General features: G+C 62.9%; 21 protein-coding genes. 6 read left to right on the top strand and 15 right to left on the bottom strand.

The genetic code is table 11. The features are described from left to right. The 9 genes from AC2FL1_RS21245 to iscR all read right to left on the bottom strand — a co-directional run. A partial coding sequence (locus tag AC2FL1_RS21245; RefSeq protein ID WP_496878231.1) for a SufB/SufD family protein occupies positions 1–1,014 on the bottom strand: 1,014 nt, incomplete at its 3' end. Beyond that, positions 1,014–1,769, bottom strand: coding sequence for a Fe-S cluster assembly ATPase SufC (gene sufC, locus AC2FL1_RS21250; protein WP_234218022.1), 756 nt, complete (start codon positions 1,767–1,769; stop codon positions 1,014–1,016). The genes AC2FL1_RS21245 and sufC, both read right to left, overlap by 1 nt. 12 nt (positions 1,770–1,781) lie before the next feature. Next, on the bottom strand, positions 1,782–2,618 hold the full coding sequence (locus AC2FL1_RS21255) for a polysaccharide pyruvyl transferase family protein (protein WP_496878232.1): 837 nt from the start codon (positions 2,616–2,618) through the stop codon (positions 1,782–1,784). A 1-nt stretch (position 2,619) separates the two neighbouring features. After that, a complete protein-coding gene (locus AC2FL1_RS21260) occupies positions 2,620–3,549 on the bottom strand; it encodes an FkbM family methyltransferase (protein ID WP_496878233.1) in 930 nt (309 codons plus the stop codon). 16 nt (positions 3,550–3,565) lie between these two features. Further along, complete coding sequence (locus AC2FL1_RS21265; RefSeq protein WP_234170100.1) at positions 3,566–3,880, bottom strand: heavy metal-binding domain-containing protein; 315 nt, start codon at positions 3,878–3,880, stop codon at positions 3,566–3,568. Between the two features lie 27 nt (positions 3,881–3,907). Further along, complete coding sequence (locus tag AC2FL1_RS21270; RefSeq protein ID WP_496823657.1) at positions 3,908–4,513, bottom strand: hypothetical protein; 606 nt, start codon at positions 4,511–4,513, stop codon at positions 3,908–3,910. Positions 4,514–4,551: 38 nt separating this feature from the next. Next, positions 4,552–6,072, bottom strand: coding sequence for a Fe-S cluster assembly protein SufB (gene sufB / locus AC2FL1_RS21275; RefSeq protein ID WP_496878234.1), 1,521 nt, complete (start codon positions 6,070–6,072; stop codon positions 4,552–4,554). A 40-nt stretch (positions 6,073–6,112) separates the two neighbouring features. After that, a complete protein-coding gene (locus AC2FL1_RS21280) occupies positions 6,113–7,156 on the bottom strand; it encodes a cysteine desulfurase family protein (RefSeq protein ID WP_496878242.1) in 1,044 nt (347 codons plus the stop codon). Between the two features lie 75 nt (positions 7,157–7,231). Then, entirely contained in the window at positions 7,232–7,690 is a 459-nt protein-coding gene (gene iscR / locus AC2FL1_RS21285) for a Fe-S cluster assembly transcriptional regulator IscR (RefSeq protein WP_496823660.1), read from the bottom strand. A 212-nt stretch (positions 7,691–7,902) separates the two neighbouring features. Here iscR and AC2FL1_RS21290 point away from each other — a divergent pair, with 212 nt between their 5' ends. Genes AC2FL1_RS21290 through AC2FL1_RS21300 form a run of 3 tightly spaced genes read left to right on the top strand, consistent with a single transcriptional unit; the run spans position 7,903 to position 9,952 of the window. After that, a complete protein-coding gene (locus AC2FL1_RS21290; protein ID WP_011047753.1) occupies positions 7,903–8,556 on the top strand; it encodes an alpha/beta hydrolase in 654 nt (217 codons plus the stop codon). After that, positions 8,556–8,795: a hypothetical protein gene (locus tag AC2FL1_RS21295; protein WP_496823662.1), complete on the top strand. Its 240-nt coding sequence runs from the start codon at positions 8,556–8,558 to the stop codon at positions 8,793–8,795. The genes AC2FL1_RS21290 and AC2FL1_RS21295 overlap by 1 nt, the downstream gene beginning before the upstream one ends. Further along, positions 8,792–9,952 carry an HD domain-containing protein gene (locus tag AC2FL1_RS21300; RefSeq protein WP_496878235.1) on the top strand — a complete coding sequence of 387 codons (1,161 nt, stop codon included), beginning with the start codon at positions 8,792–8,794 and terminating at the stop codon, positions 9,950–9,952. The genes AC2FL1_RS21295 and AC2FL1_RS21300 overlap by 4 nt, the downstream gene beginning before the upstream one ends. A 5-nt stretch (positions 9,953–9,957) precedes the next feature. On the opposite strand, the gene AC2FL1_RS21305 is transcribed toward AC2FL1_RS21300, so the two are convergent. Further along, positions 9,958–10,095 (bottom strand): hypothetical protein, encoded by a 138-nt coding sequence (locus AC2FL1_RS21305; RefSeq protein ID WP_234170105.1) that lies wholly within the window; start codon positions 10,093–10,095, stop codon positions 9,958–9,960. Positions 10,096–10,180: 85 nt separating this feature from the next. Then, positions 10,181–10,975: a class II glutamine amidotransferase gene (locus AC2FL1_RS21310; RefSeq protein ID WP_496823665.1), complete on the bottom strand. Its 795-nt coding sequence runs from the start codon at positions 10,973–10,975 to the stop codon at positions 10,181–10,183. Between the two features lie 227 nt (positions 10,976–11,202). Here AC2FL1_RS21310 and AC2FL1_RS21315 point away from each other — a divergent pair, with 227 nt between their 5' ends. Together AC2FL1_RS21315 and typA are read left to right on the top strand one after the other, a co-directional pair. Beyond that, on the top strand, positions 11,203–11,538 hold the full coding sequence (locus AC2FL1_RS21315) for a DMT family transporter (RefSeq protein WP_496878236.1): 336 nt from the start codon (positions 11,203–11,205) through the stop codon (positions 11,536–11,538). A gap of 113 nt (positions 11,539–11,651) precedes the next feature. Next, a complete protein-coding gene (typA, locus tag AC2FL1_RS21320) occupies positions 11,652–13,472 on the top strand; it encodes a translational GTPase TypA (protein ID WP_496878237.1) in 1,821 nt (606 codons plus the stop codon). Between the two features lie 101 nt (positions 13,473–13,573). Here the strand turns inward: typA and AC2FL1_RS21325 are convergent, their stop codons facing one another. The 3 genes from AC2FL1_RS21325 to recA form a co-directional block, all read right to left on the bottom strand. Next, positions 13,574–13,861: a DUF1330 domain-containing protein gene (locus AC2FL1_RS21325; protein WP_496878238.1), complete on the bottom strand. Its 288-nt coding sequence runs from the start codon at positions 13,859–13,861 to the stop codon at positions 13,574–13,576. Positions 13,862–13,865: 4 nt separating this feature from the next. After that, positions 13,866–16,538, bottom strand: a complete 2,673-nt coding sequence (gene alaS / locus AC2FL1_RS21330; protein ID WP_496878239.1) for an alanine--tRNA ligase — start codon at positions 16,536–16,538, stop codon at positions 13,866–13,868. Positions 16,539–16,686: 148 nt separating this feature from the next. Continuing rightward, positions 16,687–17,748, bottom strand: a complete 1,062-nt coding sequence (recA, locus tag AC2FL1_RS21335; RefSeq protein WP_496878240.1) for a recombinase RecA — start codon at positions 17,746–17,748, stop codon at positions 16,687–16,689. Positions 17,749–17,940: 192 nt separating this feature from the next. Between recA and AC2FL1_RS21340 the strand changes: the two genes are divergently transcribed. Beyond that, positions 17,941–18,534, top strand: a complete 594-nt coding sequence (locus AC2FL1_RS21340; protein ID WP_496823677.1) for a gamma-glutamyl kinase — start codon at positions 17,941–17,943, stop codon at positions 18,532–18,534. A 6-nt stretch (positions 18,535–18,540) separates the two neighbouring features. Here the strand turns inward: AC2FL1_RS21340 and AC2FL1_RS21345 are convergent. Beyond that, positions 18,541–20,202 (bottom strand): ATP-binding protein (locus tag AC2FL1_RS21345; RefSeq protein WP_496878241.1); only part of this gene is annotated, 1,662 nt, incomplete at its 5' end.

Raw genomic sequence — 20,202 nt, forward strand, 5'->3', positions numbered from 1 at the left:
CGATTGGCTGATCTGATAGCCGTCGGTCTTCTGTGCGCCGGGCTGAACCAGGATCTTGCCCTGGAACACGCCGGTGGCGCCATTGCGCAGCACCTTCTTGAACACCTGGCGGCTTTCGCAATTCACCGCGTCATGGGTCACGAACACGGTGTCGTCATGGTGGAAATCGCCATCTCCGACGCAGGCGCCGGCCACATGGGCGACACCCTCATCCCCGCTCAGTTCGACCACCTGCTCGTTGCGGGTCAGCACGCCGTTCACGGTCAGGGTAAACGACTTGTAGACCGAGCCCGCGCCCAGCCGGGTGAACATATGCGTCACCGCGCGGCGTTCATGGTCGCGGCCCTGGGCACGCACGTGATGCAAGGTGCCGCCATCGGCGATGTCGATCTCCATGCATTTGTTGAAGCGCGAGGCGGCGGGACCGTTTTCCAGGATCGTGACCTCGGCGCCGCTTTCCACCCGGATCACGTGATGCAGCAGCGCGTCCGAGCTTTCCGAGGCATGCCGGTATATAAGGCTGATCGGTTTCGACGGTTTGCCGGTCACGTGAATGCCGATGCCATCAGCGGCAAAGGCGGTGTTCAGCGCCGCCAACGGACGCGGTACAGGGGTCTGGCCGCGTTCTTCAAGAACGCCGTACAAGTCCTTGGCCCAATGGATATCCTTGCAACAGATATCCTCGATGCGCTCGATCTGGACACCGTCCATCTCCAGCGCATCCGACGCCTCGGCATCGAAAACCCCGTCGACAAAGACGATCTTGAGCCGATCGATGGCGTCGAACATCATCGGCTCGTCGGTGTGGAAGGTCGCGGCGCGCGGCGCCTCGGGCGCGATCAGCGTATCTGGACGGGTGTATTTCCAGTACTCGTCGCGCCGCCCGGGCACGCCCATTTCACGCAGCCGCGCCAAAGCGGCCTCGCGCGCGGACTGGGTGCAGCCGGCGGTGGGCAGCGTCAGCGTCGACAGCAGTGCCTCGGTCGCGGTCTGTTTCTGTGCAGGCACCCCCATCAGTTCACCTCGGCCAGGATATCGGCATAACCGTTGTTCTCGACCTCCAGCGCCAGCTCGGGACCGCCGGATTTCACGATGCGGCCATCGGCCATGATATGCACGACATCGGGTTTGATATGGTCAAGCAGGCGCTGGTAATGGGTGATCACCAGAAAGCCGCGCCCGGCATCGCGCAGCGCGTTCACGCCCTCGGCCACCAGTTTCATCGCATCCACGTCAAGGCCCGAGTCGGTCTCGTCCAGGATGCACATCTTGGGCTCGAGCATCGCCATTTGCAGGATCTCGTTGCGCTTTTTCTCGCCGCCCGAAAAGCCCACGTTGACCGGGCGTTTCAGCATGTCGGCGTCGATCTTCAGCGCCTTGGCCTTGGCGCGCACTTCTTTCAGGAAGTCTGCGGCGCTCAGTTCGTCTTCGCCGCGCGCCTTGCGTTGCGCGTTCACTGCGGTGCGAAGAAAGGTCATGTTGCCCACGCCGGGGATTTCGACCGGGTATTGAAAGGCCAGGAACAGGCCCGCGGCGGCACGTTCCTCGGGCTCCATTTCCAGCAGATCGGCGCCCGACAGGGTGGCGGCGCCCTCGGTCACCTCGTAACCGTCGCGCCCCGACAGAACATAGCTGAGCGTAGATTTGCCCGACCCGTTCGGCCCCATGATCGCATGCACCTTGCCCGCCTCGACGGTCAGGTCCACACCTTTGAGGATCTGCTTGTCCTCTTCTTCAAGTTTCACGTGCAGGTTTTTGATTTCAAGCATGGTTTCCTCGTCTCAATTCGGTTCCGCCACGGTGGCGGAGGCAGGGGTTTGGGCGCGCATATGCGCCGGGAAAGTGGTCAGCAGATCGGCGCGGGCGCGGGCGATACCCTCGGCCCAGGCCAGTCCGTCGTCGTCTTTGAGGCCGCGCAGATGCGCGGATACCTCGTCCAGCGTCAGCGGCATGTCCAGCGGACGGCCCACCGAGGCGGCATAGTCGTAGTATTTCAGATGCTGCTGCCCGCCCGGCATCAGCCAGGTCGAGGGCACACCGCAGGCATCGGCCACGATCAACCCGTGCAGGCTGGCCGAGATCACATGCCGACAAGATGCAATGCGGCGGCAGACCTCAAGCGCGTCACCCGCGACGTCGATCAGTTCCAGCGCCGGTTCTGCGTCCAGCAGTGCCGCCAGCGCCGGATCGGCCAGCATCGAGTGATGCGGCACCAGCGCGATCCGGTCATCACGCGCGGGCAGCTCGCCCAACAGGTCGCCTACCAGCAGGCCGGGATCGCCAAAGGCGCGCATTCTCAGCCCCAAAAGATCGGCGCTGAGCGGTCCACGCAGCAACGCCACCTCGACATTCTCAAGAAACCCGATGGAGCCCACCGGATGTAACAGCCCCGCGCCCCAGATCACCGGCCGGCGCCCGTCGGGTGCCGGGTCGCCATAGTTGCGGCGCATCACCTGGATCAGCGAGCCGATGGCCAGCATCTCGCAGCCCTTGGGCCCGGCATGGCGCACCGCGCGGCCAGACACATGCGCCACCACCAGCGCCGACAGGGCGTCGCCGAAATTCGGCACGCCCTTCCACCAATAGAGGCGGATCGGATCCGATGAGACAGCGTTCACCCTAGCTCCCCTTCAGCATCCAGGCGGGCAGTGTGTCGACGAACTGCCCGGGCACCTCGGGTGCCGCGAGACCACGCCGCACAAGCTCGTCCAGGCAGAACACGGTCAGGTCGAAACTGCCGAATACGCAGGAGGACACCACGGCCAGTTGCCGGACCTGCTCTGCCGTCCAATCCTCGATCGTTTCCGGGTCGCGGATATAGATCGCATCGCCATCCATCATCTGGCTACGGATGGTCTTGTAGGGCAAGCGCGCGCTTTGCGAGTTGATCACCTGCCGTGACTTTGTGAACTGGAAGGTATGAAAGCGAAACCCCTGGTCGTGCAATTCCACATCCAGCGGCCCGAACAGCGGCTCGTCCTCGTAGATGCGATAGAACCGCACCTCGGGAATGATACAGATCGCCTCGGACAGTTTCTGGCGGCCGGTGCGGATCACGTCCAACTCGCCCCCCTGAATGTCGATCTTGAGCACATCCGGACGCGGCAGCGCCTCGTCGTCGAGATCGTCAAGCGCGATCAGTTCCATGTCAATCGGTTCGCGCCGCGAGTCGTGCCACTGCGGCTTGCCCAGATAGGTGACCGATTCCTTACGGATCGGAAACAGCGACCCCAGACCACTCAGCCGATGCGGATGGAACCGGCCCGGACCGGTCACCCCCACCGCCTGTTTCAGGTAATGGGTACCCGGACGCGGATCGGCCATCAGCGCATCGAACGAGGCCTGATCGGGTTCAAAGCCCCAGACCTCGCACCCGCCGAGGGTCAGCAACCGGTCATAGTCGGGCACATTGATCGGGTTGGCCCCCACATCTGTGATGCGCAGCGGCCGTTCGGGCGCGATGGCATCGGCCAGGAACGCATAGCGGCGCGCCAGCATCTGGTCTGCGCGGCTCAGCTGCGCGGCGGGTGCGATGTCTTCGGTACTCACGTCAATCCTCCCACAATCAGTCCAGCACGACGGCGGTGCCCGAAGCCGAGACCATCAGCATCGACTGGCCCACCACCTCGTAATCCAGATCGACGCCAACGACCGCATTGGCCCCCAGCGCGGCGGCGCGGCCCTCCAGCTCGGACAGCGCGGTTTCGCGGGCGTCCTGCAACTTGCTTTCATAGGCGCCAGAGCGGCCACCGACGATATCGGTGATCGAGGCAAAGACGTCGCGCACCACATTTGCGCCCATGATCGCCTCGCCCACCACGATGCCCTTGTAGGCGGTGATGCGGTGGCCTTCGACATTTGGGGTGGTGGTCACGATCATGGGTCGGGTCCTCGTTACGGTGTCACGTCAGGGGCTGGTCATGGTGCGGATCACCCGCAACAGCGCCGCGGGCGGGATCGGCTGCGGCTCGACCTGAAAGGCGGCCAGACGCCCGATCATCAGCGGCGCACCAAGGAAGTCCTCGACCTGATGTTGCCAGCGTCGCTGGCTGTAATCGTCAAACAGCAGAGTCACGGGCCGGGTGATCGAAAAGGCGGTGGCCAGCGCACAACCGACCCGGAACCGCCCGTCCACCAGAACCACATCGGGATGCCGGAACCCGTCGGCGCGCCAGACCGCCAGCGGATAGTCGGGATAGCTGCGCCATTTGCTGTCCGAAACCGGATGCCCCCAATCGCCGGTCGGGCCAATGTCGGTCCAGACGATGTTGACCTCGGTCCCCTCGGCGGGCGGGTTGGCGGCCAGCCAGGCCTTCATCATGCGGGCCCAGGTGCGGTCGCTTTCGACCGAGGTGACATGTTTGCCCGGCAGTTCGGCTGCGACCACGGTCGAGCCGCCCGACCCGTATTCCAGGATCACCTCGGCCTCTTTATAGGCCGTGCGCAACGCCTCTGCCTCTGCCGGGGGCATGGTCAGCTCTGGCCGCATCTGTTCGCCGGTCTGGTCGTCCACTGGCCTGATCCCTGCCGCAACGGTCCCCGTCGGGGGCCTTAGCCCACCGAGCCTTCGAGGCTGATCGCCACCAGCTGCTGCGCCTCCATGGCAAATTCCATCGGCAGCGCCTGCAACACGTCCTTGCAGAACCCGTTCACCACCAGTGCAACGGCCTCTTCCTCGTCCATCCCGCGCGAGCGGCAATAGAACAGCTGATCCTCGTCCACCTTGGACGTGGTCGCCTCGTGCTCGCAGCGCGACGAGTTGTTCTTGACCTCGATATAGGGCACCGTATGCGCCCCACATTTGTCGCCGATCAGCAGGCTGTCGCACTGGGTATAGTTGCGGCTGTTCTTGGCCTTGGGGTGCATCGAGACAAGGCCGCGATAGGTGTTCTGGGCCTTGCCCGCACTGATCCCCTTGGAGACGATGCGCGATTTGGTGTTCTTGCCCAGATGGATCATCTTGGTGCCGGTATCGGCCTGCTGCATGTTGTTGGCGATGGCGATGGAATAGAACTCGCCCTGACTGTCATCGCCGCGAAGGATGCAGGAGGGGTATTTCCAGGTCACAGCGGAACCGGTTTCCACCTGGGTCCACATCACCTTGGACCGGTCACCCCGGCAATCGGCGCGCTTGGTGACAAAGTTGTAGATGCCACCCTTGCCGTTCTCGTCGCCCGGATACCAGTTCTGGACGGTCGAGTATTTCACCTCGGCGTCTTCCTCGACGATGATCTCGACCACGGCGGCATGCAGCTGTGCGGTGTCGCGCTGGGGTGCGGTGCAGCCTTCGAGATAGCTGACATAGCTGCCCTTGTCGGCGATGATCAGGGTGCGTTCGAACTGGCCGGTATTCTCGGCGTTGATGCGGAAATAGGTGCTCAGCTCCATCGGGCAGCGCACGCCGGGCGGCACATAGACAAACGAGCCGTCCGAGAACACTGCAGAGTTCAACGTGGCATAGAAATTGTCGCTGACCGGCACCACGGTGCCCAGGTATTTCTTCACCAGTTCGGGGTGTTCGCGGATCGCCTCGGAGATCGAGCAGAAGATCACACCCGCCTTTTTCAGCTCGGCCTGAAACGTGGTGCCGACCGAAACGGAATCGAACACCGCGTCCACGGCGACCTTGCGACCCTCGGCGGGCGCGTTTTCAGCGCCTTCAACACCGGCGAGGATCATCTGTTCCTTGAGCGGAATGCCCAGCTTTTCATAGGTGGCCAGCAGCTTGGGGTCGACATCATCCAGCGATTTGGGCTTTTCGGTCATGCTCTTGGGGCGGGCATAGTAATACTGATCCTGAAAGTCGATTTCGGGATAGTTGACCATCGCCCATTTCGGCTCGGTCATGCCGGTCCAGCGCTCGAAGGCGGCCAGCCGCCATTCGGTCATCCATTCGGGCTCTTCATTCTTGCCCGAGATCAGGCGCACAATGTCAGGATTCACGCCCTTGGGGGCGTATTCCATCTCGATCTCGGTTTCCCAGCCGTATTTGTAGGTGCCCGCCTCGCGGACGGCATCCACCGTCTCCTGATCGACGCCTTCTTTTACCTGGGTCTGGTCCAATACGGCCATGAGAGCCCTCCTTCGCGCTGAGCGCGCTGTTTGTTCTGGTTCACGCGGCGCGCGCGCGGTGTTTCTTTTCTTTGTCCAGCCACGCTTCGGCAAAGCGCAGCACATCCGTTTCGGTCGTCTCGAGCCCCAGCGACACGCGGATCGCGCTTGTCGCCGTTGCCTCGTCAAACCCCATCGCCTGCAGCACCGCGCTGGCGCGGACCTTGCCGCTGGAACAGGCGCTGCCGGCGCTGATGGCAAATCCGGCCAGGTCCATCTGCATCACCTGCGTCTCGCCCTTCCAACCCGGCGTGGCCAGGCACAGGGTGTTCGGCAGACGGGGCCGACCTTTCCCGACAAAAATAGTAGATTTAGCCCCGGCCTCAAGAGCATTTTCTAGAATATTTCTAAGTTTCTCGACGCGCTCCCAGACCCCGTCCGCCAGATTGCGCGCGGCGGCCTCGGCAGCGGCGCCAAAACCGGCGATGCCGATCACGTTCTCGGTGCCCGAGCGGCGCCCCATTTCCTGCCCGCCGCCCTTGATCTGCGCCGCAAGATCGGTGCCGCGCCGCATTACCAAAGCGCCGATCCCCTTGGGGCCGCCCAGCTTGTGCGCCGAGATCAGCGCCATTTCTGCCCCCAGCCAGTTGAAGGCGACGGGCAACTTGCCAAACCCCTGCGTCGCATCGGTCACCGCCAGTCCCTGCGGCAGGTCCTGAAGGAGACCGGTCTCGGAATTGGCCAGTTGCAGGGTCGATTGCGCGGGGTCGGTCACCGCAACAAAGCCGTCGGCGGACACGGGTAAATCCTCTTTTATCCATGCTCTTACGGCATCATGTTCAAGCGCGCACCCATGCAAACCCCGGTTCTTGAGCGCCAGCGCGGCGGCCTCTGTCGCACCCGAAGTAAAGACGATGTCCGCCCCATCGGCGCCAAAGGCTGCCGCGATCTGCGCCCGCGCCTTTTCCACCACCGCCTTGGCCGCACGCCCCTCGGCATGGACCGAAGACGGGTTGCCGCAGACATCCATCGCCGCGATCATCGCCGCCCGCGCCTCGGCGCGCAGCGGTGTGGTGGCATTGTGATCGAGGTAAACGCGCATCAGAGAGTCATCATTTCTTGGCGGTTGGGTCCAGATAGACTGACCCGGAAAAAATGGCAATCAAGGGTTCAGACAGGGCTAGTCGTCAACGACCGAAAACAGATTGGGCACCGCCGGACACGGCGCCAGATCGTTCTTCACCACATCCGACAGCCGCGTCTGGTGCAGGAACACATATACGTGCGCGCTCAACCCCTCCCACAGGCGGTTGGTCAGCGATTGTGCGCGACTGCCCGAGGAGGCGCCCGAGGCGCCCGCCCCCTTGTGCATGGCATTCACGGTCTCGTCCACGGCGGCGAGGATCTCGACCACACGGATCTCCGAGGCCGGGCGCGCCAGACGATAACCGCCGCCCGGACCGCGCACCGAGGCGACCAGATCGGCGCGCCGTAGCTTGACGAACAACTGCTCCAGATAAGGCAACGAGATGTCCTGACGCTCGGAAATGTCGCCCAGCGTGACCAGTTTGTCCGCCGGTTGCAGCGCGATATCGGTCAACGCCACCATCGCATAGCGCCCCTTTGTCGATAGCTTCACGCTCCTGCCCTCCTCAACCGCGCCCAGATGCGCGAAATCATTGTGCCGCGCCCAGATGCGCGAAATCATTGACCTTATCGCCCTCAGTGCGTATCTCCCACTGACAGCGTTGCCGGCACGCGGCACGTTACTTAGAACCATTCTAAGATGCCCGAGGGAATTCGTCAAGTTTAGCCCGGCATCTCAGACCGCGAGACAGGACGAAAGCACATATGCCCGAGGTGATTTTTCCCGGACCCGAAGGCCGCCTGGAAGGCCGCTACCACCCGCAAAAGGAAAAAGACGCACCCATTGCCATCGTGCTGCACCCGCATCCGCAATTCGGCGGCACCATGAACAACAAGGTCGTCTATAACCTTCATTACGCCTTTTACAATCTGGGTTTCACCGTGCTGCGGTTCAATTTCCGCGGGGTCGGGCGCAGCCAGGGCGAATATGATCAGGGCATCGGCGAGCTGAGCGATGCGGCCTCGGCGCTGGATTATCTGCAGTCGATGAACAACAACTCGAAACATTGCTGGGTCGCGGGCTTTTCCTTTGGCGCTTGGATCGGCATGCAGCTGTTGATGCGCCGCCCCGAGATCACCGGATTCATCAGCGTGGCGCCGCCGGCGAATATGTATGATTTTTCGTTCCTGGCGCCCTGCCCGTCTTCGGGCCTGATCATCAACGGCACCTCGGACCGCGTGGCGCCGCCCGCCGATACCCGCTCGCTGGTCAACAAGCTGCATGAACAAAAAGGCATCACCATCACCCATACCGAGGTCGAAGGCGCCGATCACTTCTTCCAGAACCAGCACATGGACACGATGATCACCAGCGTGACCGATTATGTGAAGCGTCGCCTGACCGAGACCTCGCGCTGATGGCGGGGACGATCGAGACGCTGGCCGCCAAACTGGCCGAGGACACGCTCAAGGCGATGGACCAGACCGGCGACGAGCGGCTCTATATGGAGATCGGCACGCAACTGGCTGCCTCCTCGCAGTCGCTGGAAGAGGCGTTTCTGACCGAGGTGCGCGTGCGGCTGGCCGAACGCGGCGCCCGCCGGGTGCTGGCGCGCCGCCTGGCCGAGTTGAAGGGCAAGGCGAAGGACAGTGAATGAGCGCGCGGCTTGACGCCCAGATCGCCTTTCTGAAACAGGCCGACAGGCTGAAAACGGTCGAGCGGGCCAATGTGCTGCTCGATCTGTCGCGGCCTGAAAATTCCGCCGAACACAGTTGGCATCTGGCGCTTTGGGCACTGGTATTGGCGCCCTTTGCGGCACCGGATGTGGATGTGGACCGCGCCATTCGCATGCTGCTGCTGCATGATCTGGTCGAGATCGAGACCGGCGATCACCCGATCCACGAGGTGACAGACTGGCAGGCGGTGGAACGGGCTGAACGGGCGGCGGCGCGCAAGCTGTTTGGCCTGCTGCCCCCCGATCAGGCGGCGGAGTTCCATGCGCTCTGGACCGAGTTCGAGGCCGATGAAAGCGCCGATGCTCGCTATGCCAAGATGCTGGACCGCTGCCAGCCGATGTTTCAGGTGCTTTGCGCCGACACGCCGCGCCCCGACCATATCGAGGTGGTGCGCGAGAATCTGAGCAGCGGGCGTGCCGCGTACCTGTCCGAGACCTTCCCCGAGGCCCACGCACACGCGCGGGCGCTGCTTGACGGAAGCGCGCCTGCTCGGGGTGGTTTTGCCGACCGGCTGGCGTTTCTGGCCGAGGCGGACCAGCTCAAGACCGTGCTGCGCGCCTCGCGTCTGATGGATGACAGCCGGTTTGAAAACTCGGCCGAGCACAGCTGGCACATCATGCTTTATGCTTGGGTTCTGGGCGAATATGCGGCCCAGCCGATCGACAAGGACCGGGTTCTGCGGATGCTGCTGCTCCACGATCTGGTCGAAATCGACGCTGGCGACAACCCGATCCATGGCGATGTGGACCACGCCGCGCAAGAGGCGCTGGAGGCCGCCGCCGCCGAACGCCTGTTCGGCCTGTTGCCGGCTGAGCAGGGCGCCGCTCTGCGCACGATCTGGCGGGAGTTCGAGACCGCCCAAAGCGCCGATGCCCTGTTCGGCAAGGCGGTGGACCGGGTGCAGACCCCGATCGCCAATCTGGAAAACGGTGGTGGGTCGTGGATCACCTATGATGTCAGCCTGCCGCAATTGGTGGCGCGGGTGGGCACCCCGGTCAGCCGGGGCGCGCCGGGCCTGTGGGATTGGCTGCACCCGCAGCTCAGCGATTGCTTCACCCGCCTGGGCCTTCGGCTCTGACCGGATCAGACGCCGCGTGCGGGCCGGGGCTGCTCCAGTTCGGCGGCGGGAAGGGTCACATCGGCGCGCGGGGCAAAACCCAGACCGACCCCGACAACCAGCAATGCGGCAATGACGATGGCTTTCGCAAATGGTGTAAGCATGATGAACCTGAAAAAAATAGGTGTGGTTGGAATAAGGTCAGGCTAACCCGCCCTGATCCATCGCACCAGTCAGGTTTTCATCACCCTAGGCCGCCCGGCCAAGATCCGCCGGTGCAAAGTCACATTCCTGCACGCCTGAGGCGCCGATGCTCAGCATCCGCCCCGGACGCAGTTCGGTCCAGTCGCCTTCGTCCTGCTCCAACGGCTCCGAGACCACCGCCCAGCCCTGCCGGGCATTGCTGTAGCGGTAATAGACCGACGGCGCGATATGGTCCGAGGAGTAGCGCGCGGCATAAAGCGTCTGACCGTCGCTGAAGGCCGCCGACAGGCGCATATGCGGCGTGGTTCCATGAGCCCGGCTCAACGTTTCGAGACGCGCCACTGCGCGCGCCAGCGCGCCATGCGGATCGCTTTCCAGCCCCTCGCTCAGCGCCAGCAGGAACAGCACTTCGGAATCGGTGCTGCCCTTACGATAGGTATAGAACTCGTCAGCGATGGCCATGTCCGCCTGTTTGCGGAATGCCTCGAACCCGCCGACCTGGCCGTTATGCATGAACGACCACCGCCGCGCGGCAAAGGGATGGCAGTTGTTGCGGCTGATACACGACCCGGTCGAGGCGCGCACATGGCTGAGAAAGAGCCCCGAGCGCACGTGATGGGCCACCGCCCGCAGGTTCGGGTCGGACCAGGCCGGATAGACATCGCGATACAGCCCCGGTTCGGGCCGGGCGTCATACCAGGCCACGCCGAACCCGTCGCCATTGGTGGCGGTCTTGCATTCCTCGGCATGAGCGCTTTGCGCGATCAGCGAATGCCCCGGACGGGAAATGACATCTTCGAGAAAGATCGGGGTTCCATGATAGGCGGCCCAACGGCACATGGTTCGCTCTCCGGCTGGGGCGACTGCTCCCGCGCCCCACGGGTCCGGGGCAGCGGCCCCGTCTGATCGCTCTCATTATCGTGAACGAGCCTTTCCGTCGAGTGAATCGCCGCACAGGTACCTGTTCGAAAATTCTCCTATTTCCCTCCTCTGTCCCCACGCCGGAAATTGCGCTAGGTCGGGATCAGGAACCGATGTCCCGCGAATCCCCGACATGGAGACCGCTCATGCCGATGCACTACATCTATCTAATCCTAGCGGTCGCGGCCGAGACCGTGGGAACCACCGCGCTACAGGCCAGCCAACAATTCACCCGGCTGATGCCCTCGCTGATCGTGGTGGGGGGCTATGGCATCGCCTTCTTCCTGCTGTCGCTGACCCTGCGCCACATGCCGGTGGGTATTGTCTACGCGATCTGGTCAGGTTTGGGCATCGTGTTCATCGCCTTCATCGGCCTTGTCGTCTTTGGTCAGCGGCTGGATCTGCCCGCCATTCTGGGCATCGCGATGATCCTTGCCGGCATCCTGGTGATCCACCTGTTTTCCGGCGCCTCGCCCCACTGACCCCGGCTGACGCCGCGCCGCGGCGTATATCAGCGTAAAAGATGCATTTCCTCTGGCCTTTGGCCGGATCTCGGGCTATGCGCCGGGCCAACTCCCTTACAAAGGCGGACCTCATGGACCTGCGCAACATTGCGATCATCGCTCACGTGGACCACGGCAAGACGACGCTGGTGGATGAACTGCTGAAACAATCCGGTGCCTTTCGCGAGAACCAGGCCGTGGCCGAACGCGCCATGGACAGCAACGATCTAGAGCGCGAGCGCGGAATCACCATCCTGGCCAAGGCGACCTCGGTCGAATGGCGGGGCACCCGTATCAATATCGTCGATACCCCCGGCCATGCCGATTTCGGCGGCGAGGTCGAGCGGATCCTGAGCATGGTCGATGGCGTGGTTCTTCTGGTCGACGCCGCCGAAGGCCCGATGCCGCAGACCAAGTTCGTGACCTCCAAGGCGCTGGCCCTGGGCCTGCGCCCCATCGTGGTGCTGAACAAGGTCGACAAGCCCGATGCCGAACCCGACCGGGCGCTGGACGAATGTTTCGACCTGTTCGCCAATCTGGGCGCCAATGACGAACAGCTCGATTTCCCGCATCTTTATGCCTCGGGGCGTTCGGGCTGGGCCGATACCGATCTGGACGGACCGCGCAAGGATCTGACGGCGCTGTTCGAACTGGTGGTGCGCCATGTGCCCGCCCCGGCACAGATCGCGCGCAAGGACGAGCCGTTCCGCATGCTGGCCACCACGCTGGGCAGCGACCCGTTCATCGGCCGCATCCTGACCGGCCGGGTGGAAAGCGGCACGCTCAAGGCGGGCGAGACGCTCAAGGCGCTCAGCCGCGACGGTACCCAGATCGAAAGCTTCCGCGCCTCGAAGATCCTCGCCTTCCGGGGTCTCGGCCAGCAGCCCATCGACGTGGCCGAAGCGGGCGATATCGTCACCATTGCAGGCATGAGCAAGGCCACCGTGGCCGACAGCCTGGTGAACCCGCAAGTGACCGAGGCCCTGCCCGCTCAACCGATCGACCCGCCGACCATCAGCGTTACCTTCGGCATCAACGACAGCCCGCTGGCGGGCCGGGACGGCAAGAAGGTGCAAAGCCGGGTGATCCGCGACCGCCTGATGAAAGAGGCGGAATCAAACGTCGCCATCCGCGTCACCGACACGCCCGGCGGCGAGGCCTTCGAGGTCGCGGGCCGGGGCGAATTGCAGATGGGCGTTCTGATCGAGAATATGCGCCGCGAAGGGTTCGAGCTCAGCATCTCGCGCCCGCAGGTCCTGTTCCGCGAAGAAGACGGCCAGCGACTGGAACCGGTCGAGGAAGTCACCATCGACGTGGATGACGAATATACCGGCGCGGTGATCGAAAAGGTGACCGGCCCCCGCAAGGGTGAACTGGTCGAGATGAAACCGGCGGGCGCCGGCAAGACGCGGATCATCGCGCATGTGCCCTCGCGCGGGCTCATTGGCTATCATGGCGAGTTCCTGACCGATACGCGCGGTACCGGCGTGCTGAACCGGGTGTTCCACGGCTGGACCCCGCACAAGGGCGCCATCCCGGGCCGGCGCGCAGGCGTGCTGATCTCGATGGAAAACGGCCAGTCGGTCGCCTATGCGCTGTGGAACCTCGAAGAGCGCGGCCGCATGTTCATCGGCCCGCAGACCGATGTCTACGAGGGGATGATCATCGGAGAACACAGCCGCGACAATGACCTGGAAGTGAACCCGCTCAAGGGCAAGAAACTGACCAACGTGCGTGCCTCGGGCACCGATGACGCGGTGCGGCTGACCCCGCATATCCAGTTCAGCCTGGAAGAGGCGATTGCCTATATCGACGATGACGAACTGGTCGAGGTGACCCCGACCACCATCCGCCTGCGCAAACGCTATCTCGACCCGCATGAACGCAAACGCATGGCCAAGGCAGCCAGCTGATAGAAAAAGGGGCGCCCGACAGGGCGCCCCTTTTTTGGTCTTGGTTCGGTCTGAGATTATTCGTCGAATAATCTCGGACCCCGAAAATTCGCAGAATTTTCTTACTCGCTGGTCTCGACAACCATCAGTTCGCGTTCCGATGCGCCGCGCGCATGGTTCAGCGCCGCCTGGTATTCGGGCGAGTTGTAACAATCCACCGCCGCCTCGACGCTGGGAAATCTGGCGACCACGTTACGCGGACGCTCCTTGCCCTCAAGCTGAACGAAACGGCCACCCCGCGCGACAAATGTGCCGCCGTGTTTGGCAATGGCGGGCCCGGCCAGTTCGGCATATTTTCCATATGCTTCGGCGTCGGTCACCGTCACATGTGCAATCCAGAGTGCGCCCATCGTCTTATCCTCCCAGTACCTGTTCAGCGGCCTTGATCGCCGCATCCGCCTTGCCCGCGTCCTGACCGCCGCCCTGCGCCATGTCTGGCCGGCCGCCGCCGCCCTTGCCGCCAAGCGCCGCAACCGCTGCCTTGACCAGATCCACTGCAGAAACGCAGCCGATCAGATCCTCGGTCACCCCAGCCGCAACAGCGGCCTTGCCGCCGGTATCGGCGATCAGCAGCACCGCGCCCGAGCCCATGCGGCTTTTGTGTTCGTCAATGAGCGCGGGCAGGTCCTTGCCCGACACACCCGACAGCACCTGTGCAAGGAAAGGCACGCCACCCACCTCACGCGTCTCGGCACCACCACCCTGCCCGGCCCCGCCGGCCATGGCCAGATCGCGGCGCAGCTGCGCCACCTCGTTTTGGAGCGCCTTGCGCTCGTCCATCAACGCCCGCACCCGCTCGGCCACCTCGGCCGGTTGCGCCTTGAGCATCGCTGTCACCTCGGACAGACGACCAACCTCCTGCGACAGGTGTTCGAACGCGGCCTGCCCGGTCAGCGCCTCGATCCGTCGCACCCCGGCGCTTGACGCGCTGTCGCCCAGAAGCACGAACATGCCGATATCGCCGGTCTGCGCCACATGGGTGCCGCCGCACAGCTCGATCGACCAGGTCTTGCCATCGCTGCCCTTGCCGGTTTCGGCCCGGCCCATGGACACCACCCGCACCTCGTCGCCGTATTTCTCGCCAAATAGCGCCTGCGCCCCGATGGCACGGGCATCGTCGGGGGTCATGATCCGGGTCTCGACCTTGGAATTCTGCCGGATGAACCGGTTCACCTCGGCCCCGACCTGCGCCAGTTCCGCCTCGCTCAGCGCCTTGGCATGGCTGAAGTCGAACCGCAGCCGGTCGGCGGCGTTCAGCGAGCCGCGCTGGGCCACATGATCGCCCAATGCCTCGCGCAGCGCCTCGTGCAACAGGTGCGTGGCCGAGTGGTTGGCCCGGATCGCGCTGCGGCGGGCATGATCCACTTCCAGTTCGACCGCATCGCCCTTGGCCAGCGCGCCGCGCTCCATGGTCACCTTATGGGCATAGACCTTGCCATCGGCGAACTTGCGCGTGTCCTCGACCAACGCCACGTGGTCGCGGTTTTCCAGCCGCCGGATCACGCCTGTATCGCCGACCTGGCCACCGGATTCGCCATAAAAAGGCGTCTGGTTGGTCACCACCCAGCCACTTCCGCCCTCGGCGATCTTGTCACTCAGCGCGCCATCAACCACCAGCGCCAGCGCCTGGCCCTCGGCCTTTTCGGTGTCATAGCCCAGGAAATCGGTCGCGCCCGCGACATCCAGCACGTCGAACCACACGGCATTATCCGCCGCCTCACCCGAACCCGCCCAGGCGGCGCGCGCCTTGGCCTTTTGCTCGGCCATGGCCGCATCGAACCCGTCGGTATCGACCTTGCGGCCCTTTTCGCGCAGCGCATCCTGCGTCAGGTCCAGCGGAAAGCCATAAGTGTCATACAGCTTGAACGCCGCCTCGCCCGGCAGCGGCGCCTCTTCGGGCAGTGCGGCCAACTCGTCATCCAGCAGTTTCAGACCACGGTCCAGCGTCTGCTTGAACCGGGTCTCTTCCAGCAAGAGCGTTTCCTCGATCAGCGCCTGCGCCCGGCCCAACTCTGGATAGGCCGCGCCCATCTGGCCGACCAGCGTGCGCACCAACCGGTGCATCACCGGATCCTTGGCGCCCAGCAGATGCGCATGCCGCATCGCCCGCCGCATGATCCGGCGCAGGACATAGCCACGCCCGTCATTGCTAGGCATCACGCCATCCGCGATCAGGAACGAGGTAGACCGCAGGTGATCGGCGATCACCCGGTGATGCACGTTCTGGTCGCCATAGGGATCGACACTGGTGGCATCGGCCGAGGCCTCGATCAGCGCTTTGAACAGGTCGGTGTCATAGTTGTCATGGCTGCCCTGAAGCAGCGCGCCGATCCGCTCCAGCCCCATGCCCGTGTCGATCGACTGCATGTCGAGATCGACCATCGAACCGTCCTCGAACTTCTCGTTCTGCATGAAAACGATGTTCCAGATCTCGATGAACCGGTCGCCATCCTCTTCCGGGCTGCCCGGAGGGCCACCCCAGATATGGTCGCCATGATCATAGAAAATCTCGGTGCAGGGGCCGCAGGGGCCGGTCGGACCCATCTGCCAGAAATTGTCCGAGGTGGCGATGCGGATGATCCGGTCCTCGGGCACGCCCACCTTCTTCCAGATCTCGAAGGCCTCGTCATCGGTGTGATAGACCGTGGTATATAGCTTGTCCTTGGGAATGTCGAAATCGCGAGTGATCAGTTCCCAGGCAAAAGGGATCGCCTCGGATTTGAAGTAGTCGCCAAAGGAGAAGTTGCCGAGCATTTCGAAAAACGTGTGATGCCGGGCGGTATAACCCACATTGTCGAGGTCATTGTGCTTGCCGCCCGCCCGCACGCATTTCTGTGCGGTGGTGGCGCGGACATAGTCACGCTTGTCTACCCCGGTAAAGCAGTTCTTGAACTGCACCATGCCCGAGTTGGTGAACATCAGCGTCGGGTCGTTGCGCGGCACCAGCGGGCTGGACGGGACGATCGTATGCCCCTGCTTCGCGAAATAGTTCAGAAAGGTCGATCGGATATCGTTCAGGCTGGGCATTCTGGCTCTCTCGGCGCGAATTCGACAAGGTCTGAGCCGGTTTAGCCGCAGCGTAAGCGATAGTCCACTCCTCGCAGCCGCAGCGCAGAAAAATGGGGCGCCCACCATGGGACGCCCCTGTTGTCAGATTGCCTGGTCGCGGGTCTGGTCAGGCTTCGAGGATGTCCTCGCCATCTTCGGTCATGTCAAACTCCAGCCCATGCGCGGCGCGGATCTTGTCTTCGATCGCCAGCGCAATCGACTGGTTTTCCTTGAGAAAGGTCTTGGCGTTCTCGCGGCCCTGGCCGATCCGCTCATCCCCGTAAGAGAACCAGCTGCCGGATTTCTCGACCACGCCGGCCTTGACGCCCAGATCCAGCAACTCACCGGTCTTCGAGATACCCTCACCATACATGATGTCGAACTCGACCTGCTTGAAGGGCGGTGCCACCTTGTTCTTGACCACCTTGACGCGGGTGGCGTTGCCCACCACCTCGTCGCGATCCTTGATGGCGCCGATACGGCGGATATCCAGGCGGACCGAGCTATAGAATTTCAGCGCGTTGCCACCGGTGGTGGTTTCCGGGCTGCCGAACATCACGCCGATCTTCATCCGGATCTGGTTGATAAAGATCACCATGCATTTCGAGCGGCTGATCGAGCCGGTCAGCTTGCGCATGGCCTGGCTCATCAGGCGGGCCTGCACACCGACGCTGGAATCGCCCATGTCGCCTTCAAGTTCCGATTTCGGGGTCAGCGCGGCGACCGAGTCGACCACGACCATGTTGACCGCGCCCGAGCGCACCAGCGTATCGGTGATCTCCAGCGCCTGTTCACCGGTGTCGGGCTGGCTGATCAACAGCTCGTTCAGATCGACGCCCAACTTGCGCGCGTATTGCGGGTCGAGCGCGTGTTCGGCATCGACAAAGGCGCAAACACCGCCGCGCTTTTGCTGCTCTGCAATGCAATGCAGGGTCAGCGTGGTCTTGCCCGAGCTTTCCGGCCCGTAAATCTCGACAATCCGTCCCATCGGCAGACCACCGATTCCCAGCGCGATATCCAACCCCAGCGAGCCGGTCGAACTCGCCTCGATCTCCTGAATGGCGTTCTCACCGCCAAGTTTCATGATCGAGCCTTTGCCGAACTGCCGTTCGATCTGGGCCAGGGCACTGTCCAGCGCCTTTTGCTTGTCCGCGTTCTGTTTGCTGCTCATCGTCAGAAGATCCGCCATTATCCTGTCCCCTTCCTTTTGTCACACGCCGTCACGGGCGGCAATCGGGTCTTTGTTCACCTCTTGTTCCTTATGGGATCAAAAGAAGAACATTTCAAACAAAATCTTTCTTATTCACTCTTTTCCAATTGTGTTAAGGAGTGGTTTACGTTGGACAGGTTTCATGGGTCATGCAGGAGGGACGGAGAGCAGATGCTTGTTTTCTTTAAGGAAAGACTTGTGCTTCTCTCTGTCCCCAAGACCGGAACCACCGCTTATCAGACCGCGCTGCGTGCCCGCGCTGACATTGTCGTGTCCGACCCGCCCGAGTTGAAACATGCGCCCATTTACCGCTATGACCGGTTCTTTCGGCCGATTTTCGAGAAGATGTTCGGGGTCGAGATGGAGATCATGGCGGTGGTGCGCGAGCCGGTCGAGTGGCTCGGCAGCTGGTATCGCTATCGCCAGCGCCCTTTCATGCAGGGCAAACCGAACGCGACCCATGGCATCAGCTTCGATGAATTCGTGACCGCCTATATGCAGGGCAAGCGCCCAGGGTTTGCCAATGTCGGCTCCCAGGCGCGGTTTCTGACACCGCGTCCCAATGGCTGTACCGTCAGCCATCTGTTCAGATACGAGAACCAGCCGGGCATTCGCACCTTTCTGCAAGACCGCTTGCAGACCGAGATCGCTCCAGCCCGTGAAAACGTCTCGCCCGATCTGCCGCTTGAGCTATCCCCCGACATCGCCGAGCGGCTGCGACGCAAATGCGCCGACGAGTTCGAGTTGCACGCACGCGCGATCTGATCTGCCTCAATGAAGCTGCTGGTGCACCGTTTCGGTCAGTTGTGTCAGCGAGAAGGGTTTCGGCAGAAAGACCGAATTCGGCAACGCGCTGTCTGTTTCGCCAAACGCGCCCTCGGAATAGCCCGAAACAAACACCACCCGCACGTCGGGACGCTCTTCGCGCGCCTTGCGCACCCAGGTCGGCCCGTCCAGGCCCGGCATCACCACATCGGTGACAAAGACATCGACGGCCAGATCGGGGTCCTCAAGCAGGCGGAGCGCCTCTTCGGCCGAATCCGCCTCGATCACCGTATAGCCGCGCAGTCGCAGCGCGCGCGAGGCAAAGGCGCGCACCGGTGCCTCATCCTCGACCAGCAACACCACGCCCGCGCCATGTGTGGCCATACGTTTCTCGGTGAGAAGCGGCGCCTGTCGCACCTCGTTCGCCACCGCCTGATAAGCAGGCAGATAGAGGGTAAATTCGGTTCCTTTGCCTAACACGCTGTCAACAAAAATGAATCCGCCGGTCTGTTTGACGATCCCATAGACGGTTGAAAGGCCCAGACCAGTGCCCTCACCAGTGCGCTTGGTGGTATAAAAAGGTTCGAAAATCTTTTGCAGCTTGTCCGGCTCGATCCCCATCCCCTCGTCGCGCACCTTGACGGAGACATACTCGCCGATCGGCAGCGTGGCGCGGTCGCGCTCCAATGGTTCATCCAGCGTCAAGACCTCGGTCTCGATGCGAATCTCGCCACCCTGGGGCATCGCATCGCGGGCGTTGACCACGAGATTCATCAATACCTGTTCCAGCTGCCGTTTATCGGCGCGCACCGATTTCAATACCGGATCGTGACTGAGTGTCAGCGTCACCTTTTCCCCCACCAGCCGGTTCAGCAGGTGGATCAGATCAGCAAGCGTGTCACGCAGGTCCAGCACCTCTGGGCGCAGGGTCTGTTTTCGGGAAAAGGCGAGCAACTGGCTGACCAGTGCCGCAGCGCGATTGGCGTTCTGGTTGATCTGCACCAGATCGCCATAGTCCGGGTCACCCTGATCGTGCCGCAGCAACAGCAGATCGCAATGGCCCGAGATCGCCGTCAGCAGATTGTTGAAATCATGCGCCACACCACCAGCAAGCTGGCCCACCGCCTGCATCTTCTGGCTTTGTACGAACTGAGCCTCAAGCGTTTTCAATTCGGTCGCGTCGTTCAGGACCGCGATCAACCCGGTCTGGCCACCCTCATTGATCGGGCTCAGCGTCACCTGCACGAACATCTCGCTGTCGCGCCCGCTGAGCCGGAGAAACTCTGACCGGGGCGCCCCCGCCTCTTCGACCGTTTGCCGCAGCCAGTCGGGGATCGGTCGTCCAAGGCCCAGCATCAACTGGTCCAGCATCGTATCCGGTTCAACCGGACCGCCCAGCAAGTCCTGCGCCAAGCGGTTGACCTCCAGCACCTTGCCCGATGCCGTCAGACGCATCATCGCGACCGGCAAAGTGGCAAAATCAGGCGCCTTGCCCTGCCCCATCTCGCCCTTGACCGGGATCAGGAACAGTTCTTGCCGGCCCGGACTGTTTGAGATCTCGACCACGATCGCGGGCGCACTGCCCGCGCCCGTACTGACATGATTGATTTCACCGGGCCTGTAAGGCAGCTGCAGGAACAACCGGTCGAGCGATTTCACCCGCGAGCC

The sequence above is a fragment of the Ruegeria sp. YKSF070 genome (genome assembly GCF_059612725.1).